The following is a 20,029-nucleotide window of genomic DNA, read 5'->3' on the forward strand; positions in this document are numbered from 1 at the left end:
AAGTTAATTCTTTGACAGTATACGAAAAATGGAAAGGTATAAGTTACAAAGAGTAAGCACTTAGTAATTGTATATCTGAATTTTTATACGAAAGCGTCTATGTTTGACAGATGGCTTACATAAGTATATCTTCAACTTAAAACCATTAGCCAAAATACAGGCTGGCTGACACGTACTAAAAGAAACGAATATGGTTTAGGAAATATTAAATGGCGAGACTCCCGAAGACTTTAGAACAGCGCACTGTTATCATGATTACGAATATCCCTTGGAACTTAATGTTATGCGTCATTTCGATATCACTTCCGACTGCTATACACTTATTCATTTTTACTACGAAATCGACCAGTGGGAATTGTACGACCTGGAAAAAGGATCCACAAGAAATGCGAAATAAATGAAGATCCGGCTTATGTCGGTGTCCGGACTGATCTTCATAGAAGAGTACAACAAGAAAGTGAAGAAAAATCCAAGGATCGAATACAGGAAATTCCGGTAAATCTGTAAACTCGGTTTTAATATCTGCTCTTTCAGATTTTTTTTCGCAAATACGATAAAGTTGTCTTCAATTTATGGTAAGGGTGCAAACTTATTCATTCTTTTAAACCACATGAATTCTCCCTTATTGTAATACTTATCTTTAAGTTCGGGATTTTGCTCTAATTCATCGGAGGTATAAGGTTTATGTGGTACCAGCACATCGTCACCCGGTTGCCAGCTAAAGGGTGTTCCAACATTCTCTTGTTGTGTAAGTTGCAAGGCAGCAATCATTCTTAATATTTCATCCATATTTCGTCCCACATTCTGCGGATAAAAACTAATGGCCTGGATAATATTATCAGGATCAATAATAAATACGCCCCTAACGTCTCTTTTGTCCTCCGTTGCATGATGCAACATTCCGTATTTTTTTGAGACTTGTCCGGAAAGATCGGCTACAATGGGGTATTTTATTTTAATGGCTTGATTTTCATCGTGCAACACTCTCTCCATAAATTCTTTCCACAGTAAATGCCTTTCAATTTCATCGATCGATACTACAGCCACCTTTACGCCCATCGAATCCAATTTATCCTGATTACGGGCAAGACCACACAACTCAGAAGTACAAACCGATGTAAAATCAAGTGGATGGCTGAACAAAATCTTCCAGCTTTCCCCAAAATCCTCCGGAAATTTTAAAATGCCGTTTGTTGAGGTTTCTGTAAACGAAGGAGCTTTATCCCCTATCAACGGGAATTTATTTTTTTCTGACCAGCTTGATATCGAAATAAGCAGGATTGAAAATATCAATATAAATTGTTTCATATCTGCAATGATTAAGTTGCTTAACACATACTAAAAGTGTTCAAAACACAATGATATAAATCAATAACGCATTTTAAAAATGAAGGTTCGATCAGCCCTTATTCCAAAACATAACTTTTTCAGAATAAAATTTCAATCCACTTATAAAATTCCGGATAACTGCTTTTGTTTTCAATCGAATTCTCAATGATATGGAATTAGTCTTCATCAGACGAATATAGTAGCTCAATAGTCATTGAACAGGTGTATTTATCCGGAAGGAAACCTGCACATAAAAACCTCGTAAACCATAAAACCTTGTTGATTAAGTCATTTTACCGGATGGCAGAAAGACTAACGAAACTAACATGAAAAACTGGAGTACATATTCTAAAATGGGCTTTATGTTCCTGCTACTGTTTTCAGTGCTGATCATCTCATGCAGCAAGGATGACGGACACTCAACCGAAGGGATAGCAGAAATTGCCGGGAACTGGACTGCAACGAAAGCTACTTTCAATGGAGTAGATGTTATTGAAGAAGGAGGCACCGTTACATTTACCATTTCAGTAAACGGGAGGTTCACCTTTACAATCAATCGGGCAGGAGGCAGAACGATGGTGTTTTCGGGAACGCTGTGGTTCGATGAAGAATGGTTAGCAGTTGAATACGATACAGATAAAGGAGAAGCAGAATATTATGACATTTCCTATGATGATAGCAAGCTGCACCTGGGTGCCAATTCAGAATTTGATTTCAATGGCGATGGTACAGATGAGATCGTGATTTTTTTTCTGGATATGGTTCGGGAATGAAATGTGGACATTAAAAAAGTCCAGTTTTAAGAAAACATTCCACCAAATCATTTTTGTGTTTTCCTCTTTCTTTAGCGTACCCTCATATTAAATCCTTTAGCCAAAATATAGGATGGATGGCATGAACTACAAGAAACGAATGTGGTTTCGAACATAAAGGTTAAATATGGTATGGCATCAAGGGTAAAAGTGTTAGTTGCTCATTATCAGCGCACAACAGATATTGACCATAATGTTTAGGCATGTTTGTTGTTTAATTAGCTACTGAGCTTATTCAGTAGTTGTTTTGGGATTTTGCTGTGCTCAAGGATAAACATAACTAAAGTGTAAATATTTGGTATGTAGGATGATACTGTGTTGAAAAGTTGTTGAAATACTTGGTTTTTACTTTTAAAGATTGTAAATTGTTGATCCCTAAAAAATGCTTTTGGATACAGAATCGACCATTATAAATCTTAATGATAAAGAATAAGACCGTACTCAATAGAGTTGTGCGATAACTGTGTTATCAAAAAGAATAAGGTTGAAAGACCACTTGACCTGACAGAACTAAAACATTTTATGAAATGATCGAATAGGATATCGTCTTCCTCAGACAAAAGGGCGAATTAGCACAGCATCAATATTTTAATGATAAAGAATAAGGCCATACTCATAAGAGTTGACTATAGCTGTGCTATAAGAAAGGATGGATACATGCTTGACTTGATTAAAACTGAATCTTTTACTGAAATAATACTTAGGATTTTGTAAAGTAGAACTCTAAAGAAATTAAAAATTTCATTTTAAGTATATGAACTCTGAACCTAATCATAAGCAATTAACTCGAAATGATTAGATCATATGTAAATTATAATGAATATTTCTCTTCCCCCGATGGGGATAATAAAATTTAACTATTAACACAAAAATTTAAATCATGAAAAAACTTTTTGTTTTATTGATGATCGCGGTGTTTTTTGCCGCATGTGAGAAACCAGACCTCGTCCCTAATAATGACGATGTGAACTTAAAATCTACTGCCGATGACGGCGTAAAACTTGTTGGTGAGCACTTTAATCTCAACCTTATTGGGGTTAAGGATAAAACCATGAAGGATGATCTTGCAGCTGGTAATGTCATTTTTGTTGATCTGGAAGGAACGACCGAAATTGGATTAGTAGAAGGCGAAGATTTTGCGGTTCTGGATAAAAATGGCACCGATGAAGATGGTGCTCTGTTCCAACTTCCGGATCCTGGATTTGAACCGTATGTAACAGAACTTCCATATGGATATGATACTGAAACAGATTATTCGGTGTATGCACGTCCGCTTGGAAAACCGATGACTGGTGCAACAATTACAACCATGGCTGAACTATCTGATTATGGATGGGAAATTCTGGACAAACATGGTGAAAGAATCTGGGAGAATATCATGGACAATTATGATGTAATAAGCCTTGTTTGGGGTGAATTTATTCCTAATCCGATAACATTTGAAAGATTAAAAGGCAAACAAACTTTCCAAAATGTTACGGCGGAATTACTCTCAGTTGTCTATGAAATTGTTATAACTTATGATTCTGATCCAGATCCTGATGTAGTGGTTGAAGAAGAAATAACCTTGCATGTTCGTATACCAATATTCAATGAGATACTTAAAGACGAGTATTGGAAGTATGATAATGATGGACTGAAACTTTTGCAATTACGCTTCTATCCCTGGGGAACTGACATGACTCAGGAAGACCTGGAAGACGGATGGGATTCGCTATAATGGAGATTATAATAATTCAAGGGTGACACTTTTTGTGTTGCCCTTTTTTGTCCTCAATAACCAAGTGACATTCAGGGCCACAAAATCCCAATTTAATGCAACAAAAAGCCCCTCCATCAATCGATGAAGAGGCTTTCGATATTATCTGGTTTTAATTGTCTACTGCAAGGTTACCAACAACCCTGCATCGGTATTCTCCATCCTGACAACATTCTTCTTGGTAAGCCCTTTTATGGCTTTGTCCCATTTTTTGTTGCTTAGTCCGGCTTTTTCTTTTAAGTCCGGCAATTTTACCGGCGATTCTGCTTTTAAGAGTTCAAAAACCGCTTTTTTGTTGTCGGTCATTTCCAATGCTTTTTTCTCGGGCTTCATTTGTGGGAAACATGCGTGAAAATTGTGTGGTTCATTCAAGTTGAGGGGATGGGATAGGAATTGATGGAATCGGTGACAAACTTAGGATGGAAGAATAATAGATTACAATTATTTCTTATTCTGACCATGAGATACCAGTATCTGACATGCCTTCTTCGAATGTTAATTGTGTAATCTCACGGGTAATAAGCTCAATCATATAAATATGTGATATACTTTGCTGGTTAAATATTTCGTCAGATATAGAAAATGCAATCTTGGTACCGTCTGGTGACCAACATATTGAGCTAATGGAATTAAGTCCCTCGTTTACCGATTGTTCATCAAATTTTACAAGTGTTTCAGCATTATTCCCGTCGGGATCAATTAAAATAATTTCTGAGGAATTTTGAAGGTCGCCAGAAGTATTAGAAGCAAATGCAATTCTATCATCTGTTGGAGACCATGCTGGACTACTGTATGATTTATGTGAATAAGGATTCTGAAAATAAACTCCAACACTATCGTCAGTATAAATACATTTCAGATCTTCGCCATCTTTATTCATAGTATAAATTCCACTTTGTTGAAATTCCTCATTAGTAATTGCATAAAAAACCATGTCATTATTAACTGAAAGTGAAAAAGGAGATGAAATACCATAAATCACATTGGAACGACCAAATGTTCTTATTAGTCTATTTGTACAACATGGTTCTTCTACGTTCAATTCGTAAAGATTCTCTGGATCACCATAACATTGGTCGAAATATATAATTCTTTTCGAATCCTTGCTCCAACTAATTTTACTAAAGCACTGTTTCGTATAGCTCTGCTCTGCATAAACAGAACCGTCAATATTAACTATGTGAAGAATATCCGAGTAATCGGCGTAAGCAATCATTTCTCCATTAGGCGAGATAACACAGTTGTTTCCAATTGTTTCTATTCTGAGTTCGCTGACACATTGTTCTTCACTGTCAATTAAATAATAGTCGTAATTACGGTTAAACAAAATTTTACCTGTACCGATAGTTCCGTAAGGAATTTCATCTGATAAGCTAACTGTTTGTATAATATCATCTTCTTTGGAACAAGAAAAAACAGAGATTAAGGTTGTTGTCAAAAGAGTAAATGTTAAGAAACGAAGGCGGTACATGATTTTGTGTTTTAGCGTTTTTGTAGCATATACTAATTATTTTACAAAATGTTCCATTCCATCCAAGCGATAGCCAAAACCACATAATCCCAATTCGTCAATCGAGTATCGAACTTTCAATATCGAGCATCCAAAACAAAAAAGCCCCTCCATCAATCGATGAAGAGGCCTTTATATAATCTGGTTTTATTTGTCTATTGCAATGTCACCAACAATTCTGCATCCGTATTCTCCACCTTTCTTGCCCGGTTTCACTTTCTTCAGAATTAAGGCTTTATTCCGAAGCTGACTTCGAAATAAACTTTTGTGGTATCTTTTAAAATCACTTTACGTATATAACCACTTTAAAATCGACTGACCTTAAATGAAAAGAATTCAACGTTTTTTTAAAGTGAATCATTTACCTTCGATACATCATTAACTATGAATAACAAACTTGTTCTTCTATTTGTCTTCATGGGTATTTCCTTTGCAACTTGGTGCCAAAGTAGTAAAGTATTTAATGATCTTGGGATAATTATTGGTACAGGAGTGTCACATCATCAAGGTTGGGGAATATGGGAGCCAGCTTTCGGTTTTATGGTTGGTATTGAGACCAATGTATATTATTTTAATGAAAGATCTACTATAAAAGCTGGTATTCTTTTTACGAAACAGGAAGGCCCCAATTACAAGATAATTTCCAATGATGGTTATAGTAATTCTACAACAATTCAATCACAGGGGAATGCTTCTCTTTACTATGTTAATTTTCCTCTTCTTTATCAATTTAGAGGCAGAAAAGGGTTCTATCTGGAAGGAGGTGTTCAGCCTGGCATTTTGATCATTGCCAGAATTGATGCAGAGGATGGAAATAGTACCAATGCCGGAGAATCATTTAAGACCTTTGACGTTGGCGTACCAGTTGGAATAGGTTATTGCTTTAATGACAGGATATGTATAGGAACTCGTGCAGTTTTCGGCCTGACCGATATAAACAGTGCCGATGCATTTGAGGAAGTGCCTGAGGTATTTAGAGATGCGTTAGACTATACAGATCGTTCTGTGTTATTAATGGTTGTTGTTAAGTTCAAATTTAGATAAATACAAATTCCCCGATCCAGCATCCATTATCAAATATCCGGCACCAAAAAAGCCCTTCCATCCGGATCGCTATTGGTATGGTGTGATGAGGCTATATCTTTTGTCTTGATTCTTGTTTCTAAATCAGTTGGATTTCCTTAATTTCCTCTTTCTTAAGTGTACCTTCATAATAGAATCTTTAGGATTAAATTATCGGATAGGTGACACTTACCAAAAGAAACGAATATGGTTTAGGACATATTGAAACAGAATCACTTCAAAATTGATGAGGTAAGCTGTATTTGATTAATCCATATCTTTAAATAAAAAATGGGAGAAAAATCTGATCTGAACTGGATAGAAAAACTTAAGAGAAATAGTTGGGAGCCAGAAATATTAATCTCTGGTATTGCAATCTTTGCGTTGTTTCGTATACCTAAATTATTAGACCAGTTTTTAGCATATTTTCAGGCTAATATATACGGTAGAACTTTAGATATGCCAAATGCTGTTGCATTGTTTAAAGTAGCTATTTACTGGGTGATATTAATACTTATTATACATCTTGTTGTCCGCTCTATATGGATAGGAATGATCGGTTTGAGTTACATTTTTCCGAAAGAAATCAATTATGATAAATTAAAGCTCTCAGGTAAATTTGAAAACGAATTAAAAAACATCCCTGATTATAAAAGCATAATAAGCAAATTGGAAAACTTATGCAGTGCTTTGTTCTCCATTGCATTTTTGTTGTTAATGGTGGTTGTTGGAGCCTATGTTTTTTTCTTTGTATGTATGGCTCCTTTATTTATAAGCAGTCATTTTATCTTGGAAAACGATCCTTCTCAAGTCTCAGTAATAGAATTAATTTACTTAATTCTAATAATAGTTATATCCATAATTGCTGTAATTGACTTTGTTTCACTTGGCTATTTTAGGCGGTTCAAGTTCATCAGTAAGATTTACTTTCCAATTTATAAGGTTGTTAGTATTCTTACTTTAGCCAGGTTCTATCGCCCAATTTATTATAGTTTTGTTACCAATTATAAGAAATGGAAGATTATACTTTATCTGATTTTGTTTGTTTATGCAACAAATCTTCAGATGATTCAACTAAGGGATAGGGTGCATCCGGGAGATCAGTTTTCAAGGCTTAGTCTTTATAGTCATAATGGATATAATGCTTATTATGACGATCAAAATTCTGATAGATATTCTCGGAGAGCACATATTCAATCAGAAAAAATAAAAGATAATTCAATCCGCTTATTTGTTGTTGCCAGAGTAGATATTGAGAACGATATTCGCAATTATGCAAATTATGATTCGCTATTGATTGCGAATCCTAACAAAGAAAAATATTTAATTGAAAGGCAGTGCATAAGTGAATTTTATCATATTTATGTAGATGATAGCCTGATTCATAATTTAAAATGGTTGCACGATTATAAAGCACATACAAAACAAAAAGGTTACTTTACCCATATTAATATTTCAAACTTGCCACAGGGTAACCATGTTCTTTACATAAAAGGCCCGGATTCATACAACAGAACAATTGCTGGTATTCCATTCTACAGAGAATGACAAAGGTAATCCCTTTCAAAACTTGTAAGAGGAACTAATTTCGTTTATCAACTTCCAAGACGAATTGTTATCCCAAATAAATTTAAATTCTAACTTTAAAATACAACCGGATCAAGCAACAATAGTCAGTATGATTATGGGATAAATGGCAAATTAACTGCAAGTTACATTCATCTTCAATACATATAAAAATTGTTTTTGCTCCTTTAAGTAAAGCTAAAAGTTAAATCTACCATCATTTAATTTCATAATAATTAGAATCTAATTACGGATTCGTCTGATAAAATAACTCTTCTTTTAAGTATTTTTTAATACCTATCTTTAAATAAAAAAATGGGAGAAAAAACTGATCTGAACTGGATAGAAAAACTTAAGAGAAATAGCTGGGAGCCAGAAATATTAATCTCAGGTATTGCAATCTTTGCTTTGTTTCGTATTCCGAAATTGTTAGACCAGTTAGTAGCATATATAGAAGCTAATATTAAGTTTTACGGAGTAGATATTGCACAGGTAATGGCGCTATTTAAGGTGGCAATCTATTGGGTAATAGTAATACTTATCATACATCTGGTCGTACGCTCAATCTGGATAGGAATGATAGGCTTAAGTTATATTTTCCCGAATGAAATTAAATCTGACAAATTAAAGCTTTCGGGTAAATTTGAAAACGGATTAAAAAAAATCCCAGAGTATAAAAGAATAATAAACAACTTGGAAAATCTTGCCAGTGCTTTATTCTCCATTGCATTTTTAGTGTTAATGTCGGTTGTTGGAGCTTATGTTTTTATCGTAGTATGCATGTTTCCACTTACTCTGTTCTGGATTTACGCCTCGGGCATGGAGAATTATTCCGATGGTACAATTTTTGAATTGATTTACCTTTATGTTTTAGCTATTGTTGGTGTAATTGCTGTTATCGACTTTGTGTCACTGGGCTATTTTAGGCGATTCAGGTTCATCAGCAAAATTTACTGGCCGATTTACAAAGTTGTAAGTATTCTTACTTTAGCCAGATTCTATCGTCCTATTTATTATAGTTTTATAACCAATTATAAAAAATGGGAGATTATCCTTTTTCTGGTTTTATTTGTTGCAATAACATATAGTCAAACGATCACGTTGGGAAAACATGTACATCCAGGGGATCAGTTTTCAAGGCTTAGTCTTTTTAATCACTCTGGGTTTAATTCTTATTATGACGATCAGAATACTGACTATTATTCTCCGCGAGCACATATTCAATCAGATATAATAAAAGGCAATACAATCCGCTTATTCGTAGTTGCCAGGATTGATATTGAAAAGGATATTCGCAAGTTTGCAAATTATGATTCGCTACTGACTGCTTACCCTAACAGAAACAAAGCGTTTTTAGACAGAAAGTGCATTAGCGAATTTTACCATATTTCTGTGGCTGACAGTTTAATGCATAATCTGCAATGGTTTCACGGATATAAGTCAAAAACGAAACAAAGAGGTTATTTTACTCATATTGATGTGTCAAACTTGTCAAAAGGCGAACATGTTCTTGTAATAAAAGGTCCAGGCTCATATAATAGAACAATAGCTCATATTCCATTCTACAGAGAATGACAATAGTATTACCTCAAGGTTTGAAAATGATCTAATTTTGGTTCAGCTGTAATGTGAGATCAATAACTAATTAACAATCAGAGCTTAAAGTCTAATTTAGTAAAACAAAAAGCCCCTTCATCAATCAATGAAGAGGCCTTTATATAATCTGGTTTTATATGTCTACAGCATTGTCACTATCAACCCGGTATCAGTATTCTCAACTTTAGCCACATTCTTCTTGGTAAGCCCTTTTATGGCTTTGTCCCATTTTTTGTTGCTGAGTTCCGATTTCGTTTTCAATACATTCAAATCAACCGGAGATTCAGTTTTCAGGAGTTCGAAAACCACTTTTTCGTCGTCGGTCAATTCCACTGCTTTTTTCTCAGGTTTCATTTGCGGGAAGAACAGGACATCCTGAATACTCGGGCTGTTGGTCATAAACATCGTCAGACGATCCATTCCAATTCCCATTCCCGATGTTGGCGGCATGCCGTATTCCAGCGCACGCAGGAAATCCTGGTCGATAAACATGGCTTCATCGTCTCCTTTTTCCGAGAGTTTCAACTGATCCTGGAAACGTTCGCGTTGATCGATCGGGTCGTTCAACTCGGAGTAAGCGTTGGCCAGTTCTTTACCGGCTACCATCAATTCAAAGCGTTCGGTCAACTCCGGGTTATTGCGGTGCTTTTTGGTAAGTGGCGACATTTCAACCGGGTAGTCGGTAATAAATGTAGGTTGGATGTAACTGCCTTCGCATTTCTCGCCAAAAATCTCGTCGATGAGTTTTCCTTTACCCATGGTCTCATCAATTTCGATCTCCAGTTTGTCGCAGATCTCGCGAAGTTCGGCTTCGGTTTTGCCGTTAATGTCGTAACTGGTGTGTTCTTTTATGGCTTCGGCCATTGTAACACGCGGATAAGGCGCTTTGTAATCGATAACATGTTCTCCCAACTGTACTTTTGTTGTGCCGTGCAAGGCCATGGCAACCCGCTCACAAATTTCTTCGGTAAACTCCATCATCCATTTGTAGTCTTTGTAGGCCACGTAAATTTCCATCACCGTAAATTCGGGATTGTGGGTGCGGTCCATGCCTTCGTTACGGAAATCTTTCGAAAACTCATAAACGCCTTCAAAGCCACCAACGATCAACCGTTTTAGATATAACTCGTTGGCAATTCGCATGTAAAGCGGCATGTTCAGTGCATTGTGATGAGTGACGAACGGACGCGCCGCTGCACCACCCGGGATGGGCTGCAAAATGGGCGTTTCCACTTCGTGGTAACCATATTCATTGAACATCTGGCGCATGGTGTTGTAGATTTTCGTGCGCTTGATGAAAGTATCTTTTACCTGCGGATTAACGATCAGGTCGATATAGCGTTGACGATAGCGCTGTTCCGGATCGGTAAATGCATCAAAGGTTTTTCCTTCTTTTTCTTTAACAACAGGCAGCGGGCGCAACGATTTACTCAACACCGTAAGCTCTTTTACGTGAACAGTCAATTCACCCATCTGAGTGATAAACGCATGACCTCTCACCCCGATGATATCGCCAATATCGAGTAGTTTTTTAAATACGTCGTTGTAAAGTGTTTTGTCTTCACCCGGACAAATTTCATCGCGGTTCACATAAACCTGTATTCTGCCTTCATGATCCTGAAGTTCAGCAAAAGCGGCCTTCCCCATAATTCTGCGGCTCATCATACGGCCGGCAATCACCACATCCTGAAAATTCTTTTCTTCTTCCTTGTAGTTTGCTTTTATTTTGGCTGATGTAGTATTTACCTCAAACTGGGCAGCAGGGTAGGGCTCAACACCCAACTCTCGCATTTTCTGTAGCGAATTTCTTCTGATAATTTCCTGTTCGCTTAATTCCTGATGACTCATTTAACTACTCTTTTTAATTTGTTCAAGCCAAAAAACACATGCTGCAACGCTAACAAACTGAGCCTACTGCCGTTTTGGTTGAACTGTCTGTTGAAAAATTTGGGCAAAGATAATAAAACTAGTTGCTTATGGTTTTCAGCAACAATGAAACCCAAAAAATATTGGTGCGATTTTATGATTTGTTTCAATATGAACGCGCATTTTGTATCTTTGCACATTCACCAAAAAAATATCTACAAACGCGGCATGGAAAAAATTTGGGACTTAAAGAAACAAGGCGACCAAAACGAGGTAAAACACCTCTCTGCGGCGTTAAATGTCAATATGGTTATTGCCCGTTTGCTGGTACAGCGCGGCATTAAAACCTACAACGAGGCCAAAGCATTTTTTAGGCCACGCTTGAGCGATCTTCACGATCCGTTTCTGATGAAAGACATGGATGAAGCAGTTGAACGCTTGCAAAAAGCCATCGAAAATCAGGAGAAAGTAATTGTTTACGGCGATTATGATGTGGATGGGACCACTTCGGTGGCCTTAATGTACCTTTTCCTTAAACAGCGAATAAACGAAATTGAATATTACATTCCGGACAGGTACAGTGAAGGGTACGGTATTTCGCCCAAAAGCATTGACTATGCGGTTGAGAATGGTTATACCCTGGTGGTGGCGCTCGATTGCGGTATTAAAGCAGTAGATAAAATTGCCAAAGCCAAAGAACGCGGTCTCGATTTTATTATCTGCGATCACCATAATCCGGGAGACGAAATTCCCCCGGCGGTTGCGGTACTCGACCCAAAACAACCCGGTTGTCCATATCCTTATAAAGAACTTTCCGGTTGCGGGGTAGGCTTTAAACTGCTTCAGGCGTATTCGAAAAAGAACGATATAAATTACGAAGAAATATACGACCTGCTCGATCTGGTTGCAGTAAGTATTGCTGCCGATATTGTGCCGATAACCGGAGAAAACAGGGTGCTGGCTTATTATGGATTGAAAAAACTGAACTCGAATCCCGGGGTTGGACTACAAACCATTATCAATTTTGCGGGTATTAACGGAAGTGAAATTACCATCAGCGATATCGTTTTTAAGATTGGCCCGCGACTGAATGCGTCAGGACGAATTGAACACGGAAAGAAATCAGTACAGATTATGGTTTCCGATGATGAAAATAAATCGGACCTGTTGGGTGAAGAGATCGACTCGTTTAATGAAATTCGTAAAACACTCGACCGCGATATTACCCAGGAAGCGCTGGATATGATTGAAGGTAGTGAGGAGTTGAAGGCCATGAACAGCACCGTCCTTTACAATCGCGACTGGCACAAAGGTGTAGTTGGAATTGTGGCTTCCCGGGTTACCGAGCAATTTTACCGGCCTACCATTATTCTTACCGAATCAAACGGTTTGGCAACGGGTTCGGCACGATCGGTTCGCGATTTCGATTTGTATGAAGCCATTGGGCAATGCAGCGATCTTCTTGAATCGTATGGTGGTCATATGTATGCAGCCGGCCTGACCATGAAGATAGAACACATTCCCGAATTTAAAGAACGCTTTGAAGAAATTGTTACCCGGCAGATCACCGACCAGCAACAGGTGCAAACCGTTGAAGTGGATGCTAAAATTACACTCAGCGAGATTACACCCCGATTTTTCAGGATACTAAAACAATTCGCGCCTTTCGGACCGCACAACATGACGCCCGTTTTTGTTACCGAAGATGTTTTTGATGCCGGAACAAGCCGTTTGGTGGGTAAAAACAAGGAGCACCTTAAACTCGATTTGGTGGAACCTGATGTTAACTCGGGAATCTTCCCGGGTATTGCATTTAATCAGTCGGAAGCTTACGACCTGATCACTTCAGGTTCGCCTTTTGATATTTGTTATTCGGTGACCGAAAATGAATACCGGGGGAAAAAGAATCTTCAGTTGTTTATCCGCGATATCAAGAAAAGGGATATTTTTTAAATCCAGCCGTTTTTTAGTAAATCACCCAGACTATCGATTACTCTTGTTCCCGTGCTTTTCAAGCGTTCGGCCGATTGGTGGCCGTCGGCAATGAGGATGCATTCGATTCCAAGCTTTTGCGCGACCTCAAAATCATGAATGGTATCGCCGATCATTACTGCATTTTCTTTACTGATGCCCGCATGATGAATCAGCTGTTCTCCCCGCTCTATTTTCGAGGTGGCGTAGTGATGATCTAATCCTGCAATGGCATCAAAATAGTTATAGATTCCCTGGTGTTTTAAGGTACGTTCCAACATATCTTCCTGCATGGCCGATAACACGAACTGTTTGATTCCTTTTTTCTTCAAATGCTCCAAAACGGCTGCTGCTTCATGATGTAGTGTACATTTTTCAACATTGCCGTTGTAGAGATCGATGAATTCCTGTGCAGGAATGGCAAAATCTTCCCGGCTAAAATCGAAACCGATCGCCTCGTAATAATCTTTAACTGGAAACGAAAAGACGGCTTTATACTGTGTGGTGTTAAGAGTTGGTAAATGCCTTTTTTCGAGCAGAACATTGATGGAAGCGATGCAATGATCAAGGTCGTCGAGTAAAGTGCCGTTCCAGTCCCAGATTACCGACTTCATTAAAGGCCGTTAACTTTTAGTTTGTTGATAACCGGGTTGGCGTAAACTTTCAGGAAGCGTTCCTGCAGATCAGTGATCGGGTAATCGATGTTAACCATGGCCTGCTCCACCATAATTTCAAAACGCTTTTGTTCTTCAACCGTGTACTTGTCTTTAAACCGATGTTCCTGCATCAGCATGTCGTAGGCAATGTAATTGCTTGGCCACAGCTTAAAGTTTTTATAGATCTGTGCATCGATCAACTCGGCAATATTGCGTACGTACTTATTTCGTTGCTCATTATTTTTAGCAAGCGTGAAGTTGGTTTTTATAGGTTCGCCAAAGGCAAAACGAATTCTTCCTTTTGGTGCGAACATTCCCATCGACATGCTTTTCAGGTCGTCTTTGTTGGTTTTCAATTCACCGTAATGTTCCACTTTTATCAGTTCCTTCAGCTTAGTTAAACCGCAGGGTTCAATTTCGTATGAAATAGAAACAGGAACGATATTAAGTTCGTTGAAACCATCGGAAATGCCATTTTTATTGCTCATGTTCAGCATTTTCAGTACGCTGTCCTGGGTTTTATCGAAGCCGTCTTTTGTTCGGCCTTCGCGCTGTGCAATCCAACACGACATTTTATCCTCGGTAATGGATTTGCGAATAAACTGCGATACTTTTTTCGAGGCCATCATTAATTCGCGCGGCGGTAGGCTTCGTTTAATGATGAAAGAGCGGTTCAGTTTTACGGTGTGCTCAATCCATTCGTACAAAAGCAGGTTGTCGCCAATCGCAATTTGCGTGGTATTCATCCCGTTCTCAAAAATCAGAAAATTAAGTAGCGCTGCATCAAGAATAATGTCGCGGTGATTCGAAATAAAAAGGTAAGGCGTTTTTTTGTCCAGGTTATTTATTCCGGTGCACTGCAATCCTTTCGATGTTTTATCGACCAGCCAGTGCAGCAAATCATAAATAAAAACTCCCTGCAACTGTTTGATACTTCGCACCCGCCGCAGCTGGAATTTAACCATTTGCACTTTAGGCTTGTTTTTGAATAAATGCAGCAATACCTCGTCAAAAGTCTTGTCTTTGAGTAGGATCCGCATTTTTTCTTTTACCTCCGAATCGTGGTAAGGACGGATATCATCGAAATTATAGCTTGACATGCGTTAGAATTTAGCACAACAAAGTAACACATTCGGAATTAAAATTTCAACCTCAGTTGCATTTTTAGTTCGCTTTTATTGCTTCCTTTTATTTCATTGTACCCCGAACTGATCACTTCTCTGTCAGTCCATCGGGTGTTGGCAACTTTAAGCCAGAACTCCACATTTTTGCTGATCCGGTATTTCAGATTCAGGTATGTTCTGATTCCTTTTCCGTAATAGGCCGGCACTGCAAAGGTGTAAAGTAAGTCGTTTTCGTAGGCGTATATACGGGAGTCGTAACTGTCCGTCGAAAACCAGGCTATACGGGCAATCAGGTTGATGGGGATTTTCAACGGTTCGTACTTGATGTCCTGAAAAATCATGAAGCCATTTTCTGAATCTTCTTCTTCATAGTAAACGTGTTCAAAACGTGTTTTGGCCTGAAAGACCTGCGAGATTCGGTAATCAATATGCAGTCTCAGTTTTTGCGTGCGTTCCGGCAGGTTGATATATAGCTTATCCGCTTTGAATTTGTTGTCTTTTTCCTCATTTTTAAACCGAAGGTAAAAACTGAAATTCTCCGAAATATGAACGTCGGCCTGGGCAAAAATGTCCCAGCCCCTTGACGGACCGGCGGTGGAGTAATTGATCCAGTGAGATTGGTACATGTCGCTGTAACCCGAAAGCGTAACAAATTTTACAGGCAGAATTCGTGTACCGAGGTACAGACCTGATTCGTTATTGGTATTGGTTCCATCGGCAAATGTGTTGGCCCATAAAGCATGATAATTCTTATCGAAATGCCGAAATAAGGCTGAGAAACTCAGTTGATCATTGAGTCTGGCAACGGCTCCCTGAACGACAGCAAATCCCAAAGATTTGGATAAAGCGGCTTCACCAAAAAGCTGGAATTTCCCTTTGCTGAACAGGTAATCGATGCTGCCTGTATAGTTTTCATCGCCCGAGAAACGAAATTTATTATACAACTGGTCACTTCGAATAAAGGCTTTGTCGAAGCGTTGATAAACTGCATTTGCACCTATTTTTAGATGGTTGAATTGCATGCTCAAAACTGCACCGGCGTCGCTGGCTTTTACCGATTTTTCATCTTCAATCTCGCTTTGCGTTCGGTGATATCCCGAAGTTTGCAGGCTGGTAAAATGTTCAATTCCGTTTTCGTCGGTTTCAATGTTGCCATCGGCTTTTTTGTGCGAACCAAAAATACTGAGCGATACTCGACCAAAATCAAGAGTGGCGGCAACACCTCTGAAATAGGCATTTTCATTCACCGAAGTGTAAGGGCGTATGCTTTGTCCTGTTTTCGAAATTCCCAATACATCTACCGATTTTCCATTTGTGTATCCCTGCCAAAGTGTGAGTCCCTGACCGGCACGCACCACAAAATCGCCTGCAATTATTTGCTGAAACGTTTTGCCGGGTTTTATACTGATGTGTCCCGAATAATAATCAAAACCTTGTTTATTGGAACCCTGTAAAAAGGCTTCGCCGGGATCTTTTTCGGCCGTAAATCCCAGTGTAAGTTTATTTCGTGTTTTATAGCTGTAACGGGTATAGTAGCGGTATCGGTTTCCTTCGTACGGCGTGGTGCCGTCATCTTTTTCTTTATAACCTCGTGCTTCCTGCATGGTGCCAAGACCACGAAGCAGAAGTTCGTGCCGTCCATATTTTAATTCTTTTTTTAAGTCAACTTTTTGTTCTTCAACAGGTCCGAAAACGATGAACGGTTCCATCTTTTTTAGAATATCAGGAGTAAATCCGTCGATCGTGTTCAATTCGAAAATGCTGTAAACAGGACCATAAGTTTTTACATACTTTAGAAGTTGATCGATCTGAACCGGATTAAGCAGGTACAGTCGTGACAATTCTTCTGCACTGGTTGAATTGATGTTAATCGGGTTTTCAAGAAGTCCTTCCAGGTCTTCGATGATCAGTGCAACATCGGTGCCTTCTTCAATATTTTCGAGTTGTGATTCAATAATGGCTTCAATCAATTGTTGCGGATCGTTTTCCTGGGCAACAAGCAGCAACGGAAAAGTACAGCAAAGCAGGAGGATGATATTTCTGATTGCTCTTTCCATTAAAGTTTAAAGTTTACTGAGACAGACGGAGTAAGACCCAGGTTGCCGTGATAACTAAAAGCAATGTCCGTAGTTATTCTCCCGAATGAATACCCCAATCCGGAAGAGAATTGTACCGGCCGACCCGAAACGCCAAAACGTAAAGCAAGATTATCTACCAGGTAGAATTCAATTCCGGTTTTTAACATCGCATTCTGATCGTTATTTTTTTCAACCTCAAGCGCGATGAGGCTCCGATCGGAAAATTGATAATGTCCACCTAGTCTGAAAATAACCGGCAACTTTTGTTTCCCGTATCGGGTTTTAATTCCATTATGCACCGGATTAAAAATATGCAGGGCCAGTGTGAGTTGATCCGTGGCTTGGTAACTTACCCCGGCTTCAAATGTTGGGAATCCTTTTGCTCCATCATTTTCGGGGAAACGGTACAGAAAATAGTCCAATTGAAGGGCAGCACTCATTCGTTTAGAAAGCTGTTTGGAATAGCCGAAGCCAACTTTGCTTTCTTTATATGTTCCGTACCCGAATTGGTAAAAACTAAGACCGAGCGTGCCGCTTAAGGCAGGAAGGCTTATGGTTCCGGCAGCCAGCGAAAGTTCGTCAACCAGGTACCTCGATTCATAAAAAATGCCGGCAGAAAAATTTTCAATATTGGCTAAAGTTGCCTGGTTATGAAAGGTACTCCAAACATCGCTCACCGAGACTATGGCATTTGACAGAGCAGTTGCCCGCGCTCCTGCCGGATAGTTTTCCCTGGCCGTTAACGACATAAAACTGAAGGTAAGAATAATGAGTATTTGAGCGGGTCTCTTCATTAAAGTTTGAGGTCAATAGGGTGGCATCAATAGTTTTTAGCAAAAAAAAGAGGTATGTTGTTTAAACACACCTCTTTAAAGGTACAAAAATTTTATTCAATTTAATTTGTTTTGAACTTGTATTTTACTTCGGATAAATCCTGGTTGGCTTTAACGATCTTTTGTTTTAAGCTTTCTTTGTATTCGACCATTTTTTGCATCAATGCTTCGTCGCCGGTTGCCATCATTTGAACGGCAAGAATTGCAGCATTCATGGCTCCGTTAACAGCAACAGTGGCCACCGGAATTCCCGGAGGCATTTGCAGAATAGCTAAAATTGAATCAAATCCTGAAAGACTCGCATTGATCGGTACTCCGATAACAGGAATCGGTGTCATGGCCGCGATAACTCCCGGTAAATGTGCTGCCATTCCTGCTCCGGCAATAATCACTTTAATTCCACGGTCTTTGGCACCTTTGGCAAAAGTTTCAACCTCTTCAGGAGTACGGTGAGCCGAAAGTGCATTGATCTCAAATGGAATTTCAAATTCATCAAATAATTTGGCCGCTTTTTCCATCACGCTCAGGTCGGATGTGCTGCCCATAATAATGCTAACTTTTGGTGTCATATTTATATTTATTTTTCTGATAGTCCAATTGTTTTTGTTATTTTGTAGCTCTCGTTTCGGGGCGAATTTACGTCAATTTGAGAATTTATAAAAATCAAAGTTTAGTATGAAGCAAGTCAAAATCCACGATAAGGAATTCGAATTATTTATTTCTCACGAAAAAATTCAATCGGTGATCGAAGAAATGGCCGAAAAAATGAATTCCGAATTGGCGGGGAAAGATCCTTTGTTCCTATGTATTCTAAACGGTTCGTTTATGTTTGCCGCCGAGTTATTTAAGAGGATTGACTTTGTGGAGACTGAAATATCGTTTGTAAAACTTGCTTCGTACCAGGGAGATCAAACTACCGGAAAAGTAAAGCAGTTGATCGGGCTGAACGAGAACATTGAAGGGCGTACCGTTGTGGTGCTCGAAGATATTGTAGACACCGGGATTACCATCGAAAATATTCAGCAGCAACTGGCCGGACTAAATCCGAAAGAAGTATTGGTGGCCACCATGTTGCTAAAACCCGATGCGCTGCAGCGCGAAGTTGATCTGAAATACGTGGGATTGGAAATACCCAACGATTTTATTGTGGGCTACGGCTTGGATTATGACGGACAGGGGCGTAATCTGATCGATATTTATACAGTGATGAAGTAACCAAAAACAACCAAAATAAATCAACATGCTAAATCTTGTATTATTTGGGCCACCCGGTGCCGGAAAAGGTACTCAGGCCGAATTTCTGATAGATACCTTTGATTTGATCCATCTCTCAACCGGAGAATTATTGCGTAGTGAAATTGCAGCAGGTACCGAGCTGGGTAAAAAAGCTAACGAGTTTATGGCGAAAGGCAATTTGGTTCCCGATGAAGTGGTAATTGAAATGATCAAAGGAAAACTGGCAACCAATCCCGATACCAAAGGATTTATTTTTGATGGCTTCCCGCGCACTGTTAATCAGGCAAAAGCTCTGGATAAACTGCTGAATGAAAACGGTACTCCCATTTCGGCCATGCTGTGTCTTGAAGTGGAAAAAGAAGAACTGATCAAACGTTTGCTGACTCGTGGTCAGATTTCAGGCAGAGTGGACGATCAGAATCAGAAAATTATCGAGAACCGCATTCAAGTCTATCGTAATAAAACAGAACCCATCATCGAGTATTACCATCCTCAAAACAAGCATCATACCATTGATGGTATGGGAAGCATCGAGGAAATTGCAGAAAGAGTAAAAAAGGTGGTTGAGAAATTATAGTTTCGCCTAACGCCGAATTTGAACCCGGGGAGTGAATAGTTGTAGGGAGTTGAA

At 38.8% G+C, this 20,029-nt stretch carries 18 protein-coding genes; 9 read left to right on the forward strand and 9 right to left on the reverse strand.

The window, feature by feature from the left end:
• Positions 1 to 202: 202 nt before the first annotated feature.
• The gene (locus tag WFY05_RS14285) at positions 203 to 397 is read left to right on the forward strand and encodes a sulfatase/phosphatase domain-containing protein (RefSeq protein ID WP_340113787.1); all 195 of its coding nucleotides are present in this window, start codon (positions 203 to 205) and stop codon (positions 395 to 397) included.
• A 173-nt stretch (positions 398 to 570) separates the two neighbouring features.
• Here the strand turns inward: WFY05_RS14285 and WFY05_RS14290 are convergent, their stop codons facing one another.
• Entirely contained in the window at positions 571 to 1,308 is a 738-nt protein-coding gene (locus WFY05_RS14290) for a peroxiredoxin (RefSeq protein WP_340113572.1), read from the reverse strand.
• A gap of 347 nt (positions 1,309 to 1,655) precedes the next feature.
• Between WFY05_RS14290 and WFY05_RS14295 the strand changes: the two genes are divergently transcribed.
• Positions 1,656 to 2,102 carry a hypothetical protein gene (locus tag WFY05_RS14295; protein ID WP_340113573.1) on the forward strand — a complete coding sequence of 149 codons (447 nt, stop codon included), beginning with the start codon at positions 1,656 to 1,658 and terminating at the stop codon, positions 2,100 to 2,102.
• Between the two features lie 919 nt (positions 2,103 to 3,021).
• Entirely contained in the window at positions 3,022 to 3,861 is an 840-nt protein-coding gene (locus WFY05_RS14300) for a hypothetical protein (protein WP_340113574.1), read from the forward strand.
• Positions 3,862 to 4,020: 159 nt separating this feature from the next.
• Here WFY05_RS14300 and WFY05_RS14305 read toward each other — a convergent pair whose 3' ends face one another.
• Both WFY05_RS14305 and WFY05_RS14310 read right to left on the reverse strand, forming a co-directional pair.
• Positions 4,021 to 4,233 carry a hypothetical protein gene (locus tag WFY05_RS14305; RefSeq protein ID WP_340113575.1) on the reverse strand — a complete coding sequence of 71 codons (213 nt, stop codon included), beginning with the start codon at positions 4,231 to 4,233 and terminating at the stop codon, positions 4,021 to 4,023.
• 115 nt (positions 4,234 to 4,348) lie between these two features.
• A complete protein-coding gene (locus tag WFY05_RS14310; RefSeq protein WP_340113576.1) occupies positions 4,349 to 5,371 on the reverse strand; it encodes a TolB-like translocation protein in 1,023 nt (340 codons plus the stop codon).
• A gap of 423 nt (positions 5,372 to 5,794) precedes the next feature.
• Here WFY05_RS14310 and WFY05_RS14315 point away from each other — a divergent pair, with 423 nt between their 5' ends.
• From WFY05_RS14315 to WFY05_RS14325, 3 genes are all read left to right on the forward strand, one after another.
• Positions 5,795 to 6,454 carry a porin family protein gene (locus WFY05_RS14315; protein WP_340113577.1) on the forward strand — a complete coding sequence of 220 codons (660 nt, stop codon included), beginning with the start codon at positions 5,795 to 5,797 and terminating at the stop codon, positions 6,452 to 6,454.
• Between the two features lie 309 nt (positions 6,455 to 6,763).
• Complete coding sequence (locus WFY05_RS14320; RefSeq protein WP_340113578.1) at positions 6,764 to 8,020, forward strand: hypothetical protein; 1,257 nt, start codon at positions 6,764 to 6,766, stop codon at positions 8,018 to 8,020.
• A gap of 333 nt (positions 8,021 to 8,353) precedes the next feature.
• Positions 8,354 to 9,613, forward strand: a complete 1,260-nt coding sequence (locus WFY05_RS14325) for a hypothetical protein (protein ID WP_340113579.1) — start codon at positions 8,354 to 8,356, stop codon at positions 9,611 to 9,613.
• Positions 9,614 to 9,775: 162 nt separating this feature from the next.
• Here WFY05_RS14325 and lysS read toward each other — a convergent pair whose 3' ends face one another.
• Entirely contained in the window at positions 9,776 to 11,482 is a 1,707-nt protein-coding gene (lysS, locus tag WFY05_RS14330; protein ID WP_340113580.1) for a lysine--tRNA ligase, read from the reverse strand.
• A 246-nt stretch (positions 11,483 to 11,728) separates the two neighbouring features.
• On the opposite strand from lysS, the gene recJ reads away from it, so the two are divergent.
• Positions 11,729 to 13,453, forward strand: coding sequence for a single-stranded-DNA-specific exonuclease RecJ (gene recJ, locus WFY05_RS14335; RefSeq protein ID WP_340113581.1), 1,725 nt, complete (start codon positions 11,729 to 11,731; stop codon positions 13,451 to 13,453).
• Here recJ and WFY05_RS14340 read toward each other — a convergent pair.
• The 5 genes from WFY05_RS14340 to purE all read right to left on the reverse strand — a co-directional run bounded on the left by WFY05_RS14340 (position 13,450) and on the right by purE (position 18,731).
• Positions 13,450 to 14,085, reverse strand: a complete 636-nt coding sequence (locus WFY05_RS14340) for an HAD family hydrolase (protein ID WP_340113582.1) — start codon at positions 14,083 to 14,085, stop codon at positions 13,450 to 13,452. The genes recJ and WFY05_RS14340 overlap by 4 nt on opposite strands.
• Positions 14,085 to 15,227, reverse strand: a complete 1,143-nt coding sequence (locus tag WFY05_RS14345; RefSeq protein WP_340113583.1) for a 1-acyl-sn-glycerol-3-phosphate acyltransferase — start codon at positions 15,225 to 15,227, stop codon at positions 14,085 to 14,087. Before WFY05_RS14345 ends, WFY05_RS14340 begins: the two co-directional genes overlap by 1 nt.
• 38 nt (positions 15,228 to 15,265) lie before the next feature.
• Positions 15,266 to 17,308 (reverse strand): helix-hairpin-helix domain-containing protein, encoded by a 2,043-nt coding sequence (locus tag WFY05_RS14350; RefSeq protein WP_340113584.1) that lies wholly within the window; start codon positions 17,306 to 17,308, stop codon positions 15,266 to 15,268.
• On the reverse strand, positions 17,308 to 18,123 hold the full coding sequence (locus WFY05_RS14355) for a PorV/PorQ family protein (RefSeq protein ID WP_340113585.1): 816 nt from the start codon (positions 18,121 to 18,123) through the stop codon (positions 17,308 to 17,310). The genes WFY05_RS14350 and WFY05_RS14355 overlap by 1 nt, the downstream gene beginning before the upstream one ends.
• 101 nt (positions 18,124 to 18,224) lie before the next feature.
• Entirely contained in the window at positions 18,225 to 18,731 is a 507-nt protein-coding gene (gene purE / locus WFY05_RS14360) for a 5-(carboxyamino)imidazole ribonucleotide mutase (RefSeq protein ID WP_340113586.1), read from the reverse strand.
• A gap of 106 nt (positions 18,732 to 18,837) precedes the next feature.
• On the opposite strand from purE, the gene hpt reads away from it, so the two are divergent.
• On the forward strand, positions 18,838 to 19,377 hold the full coding sequence (hpt, locus tag WFY05_RS14365; RefSeq protein WP_340113587.1) for a hypoxanthine phosphoribosyltransferase: 540 nt from the start codon (positions 18,838 to 18,840) through the stop codon (positions 19,375 to 19,377).
• Between the two features lie 25 nt (positions 19,378 to 19,402).
• Entirely contained in the window at positions 19,403 to 19,975 is a 573-nt protein-coding gene (locus tag WFY05_RS14370) for an adenylate kinase (RefSeq protein ID WP_340113588.1), read from the forward strand.
• The last annotated feature ends 54 nt before the right edge of the window (positions 19,976 to 20,029 follow it).

The sequence above is a fragment of the Maribellus mangrovi genome, from assembly GCF_037646455.1.
Taxonomy (GTDB): domain Bacteria; phylum Bacteroidota; class Bacteroidia; order Bacteroidales; family Prolixibacteraceae; genus Draconibacterium; species Draconibacterium mangrovi_A.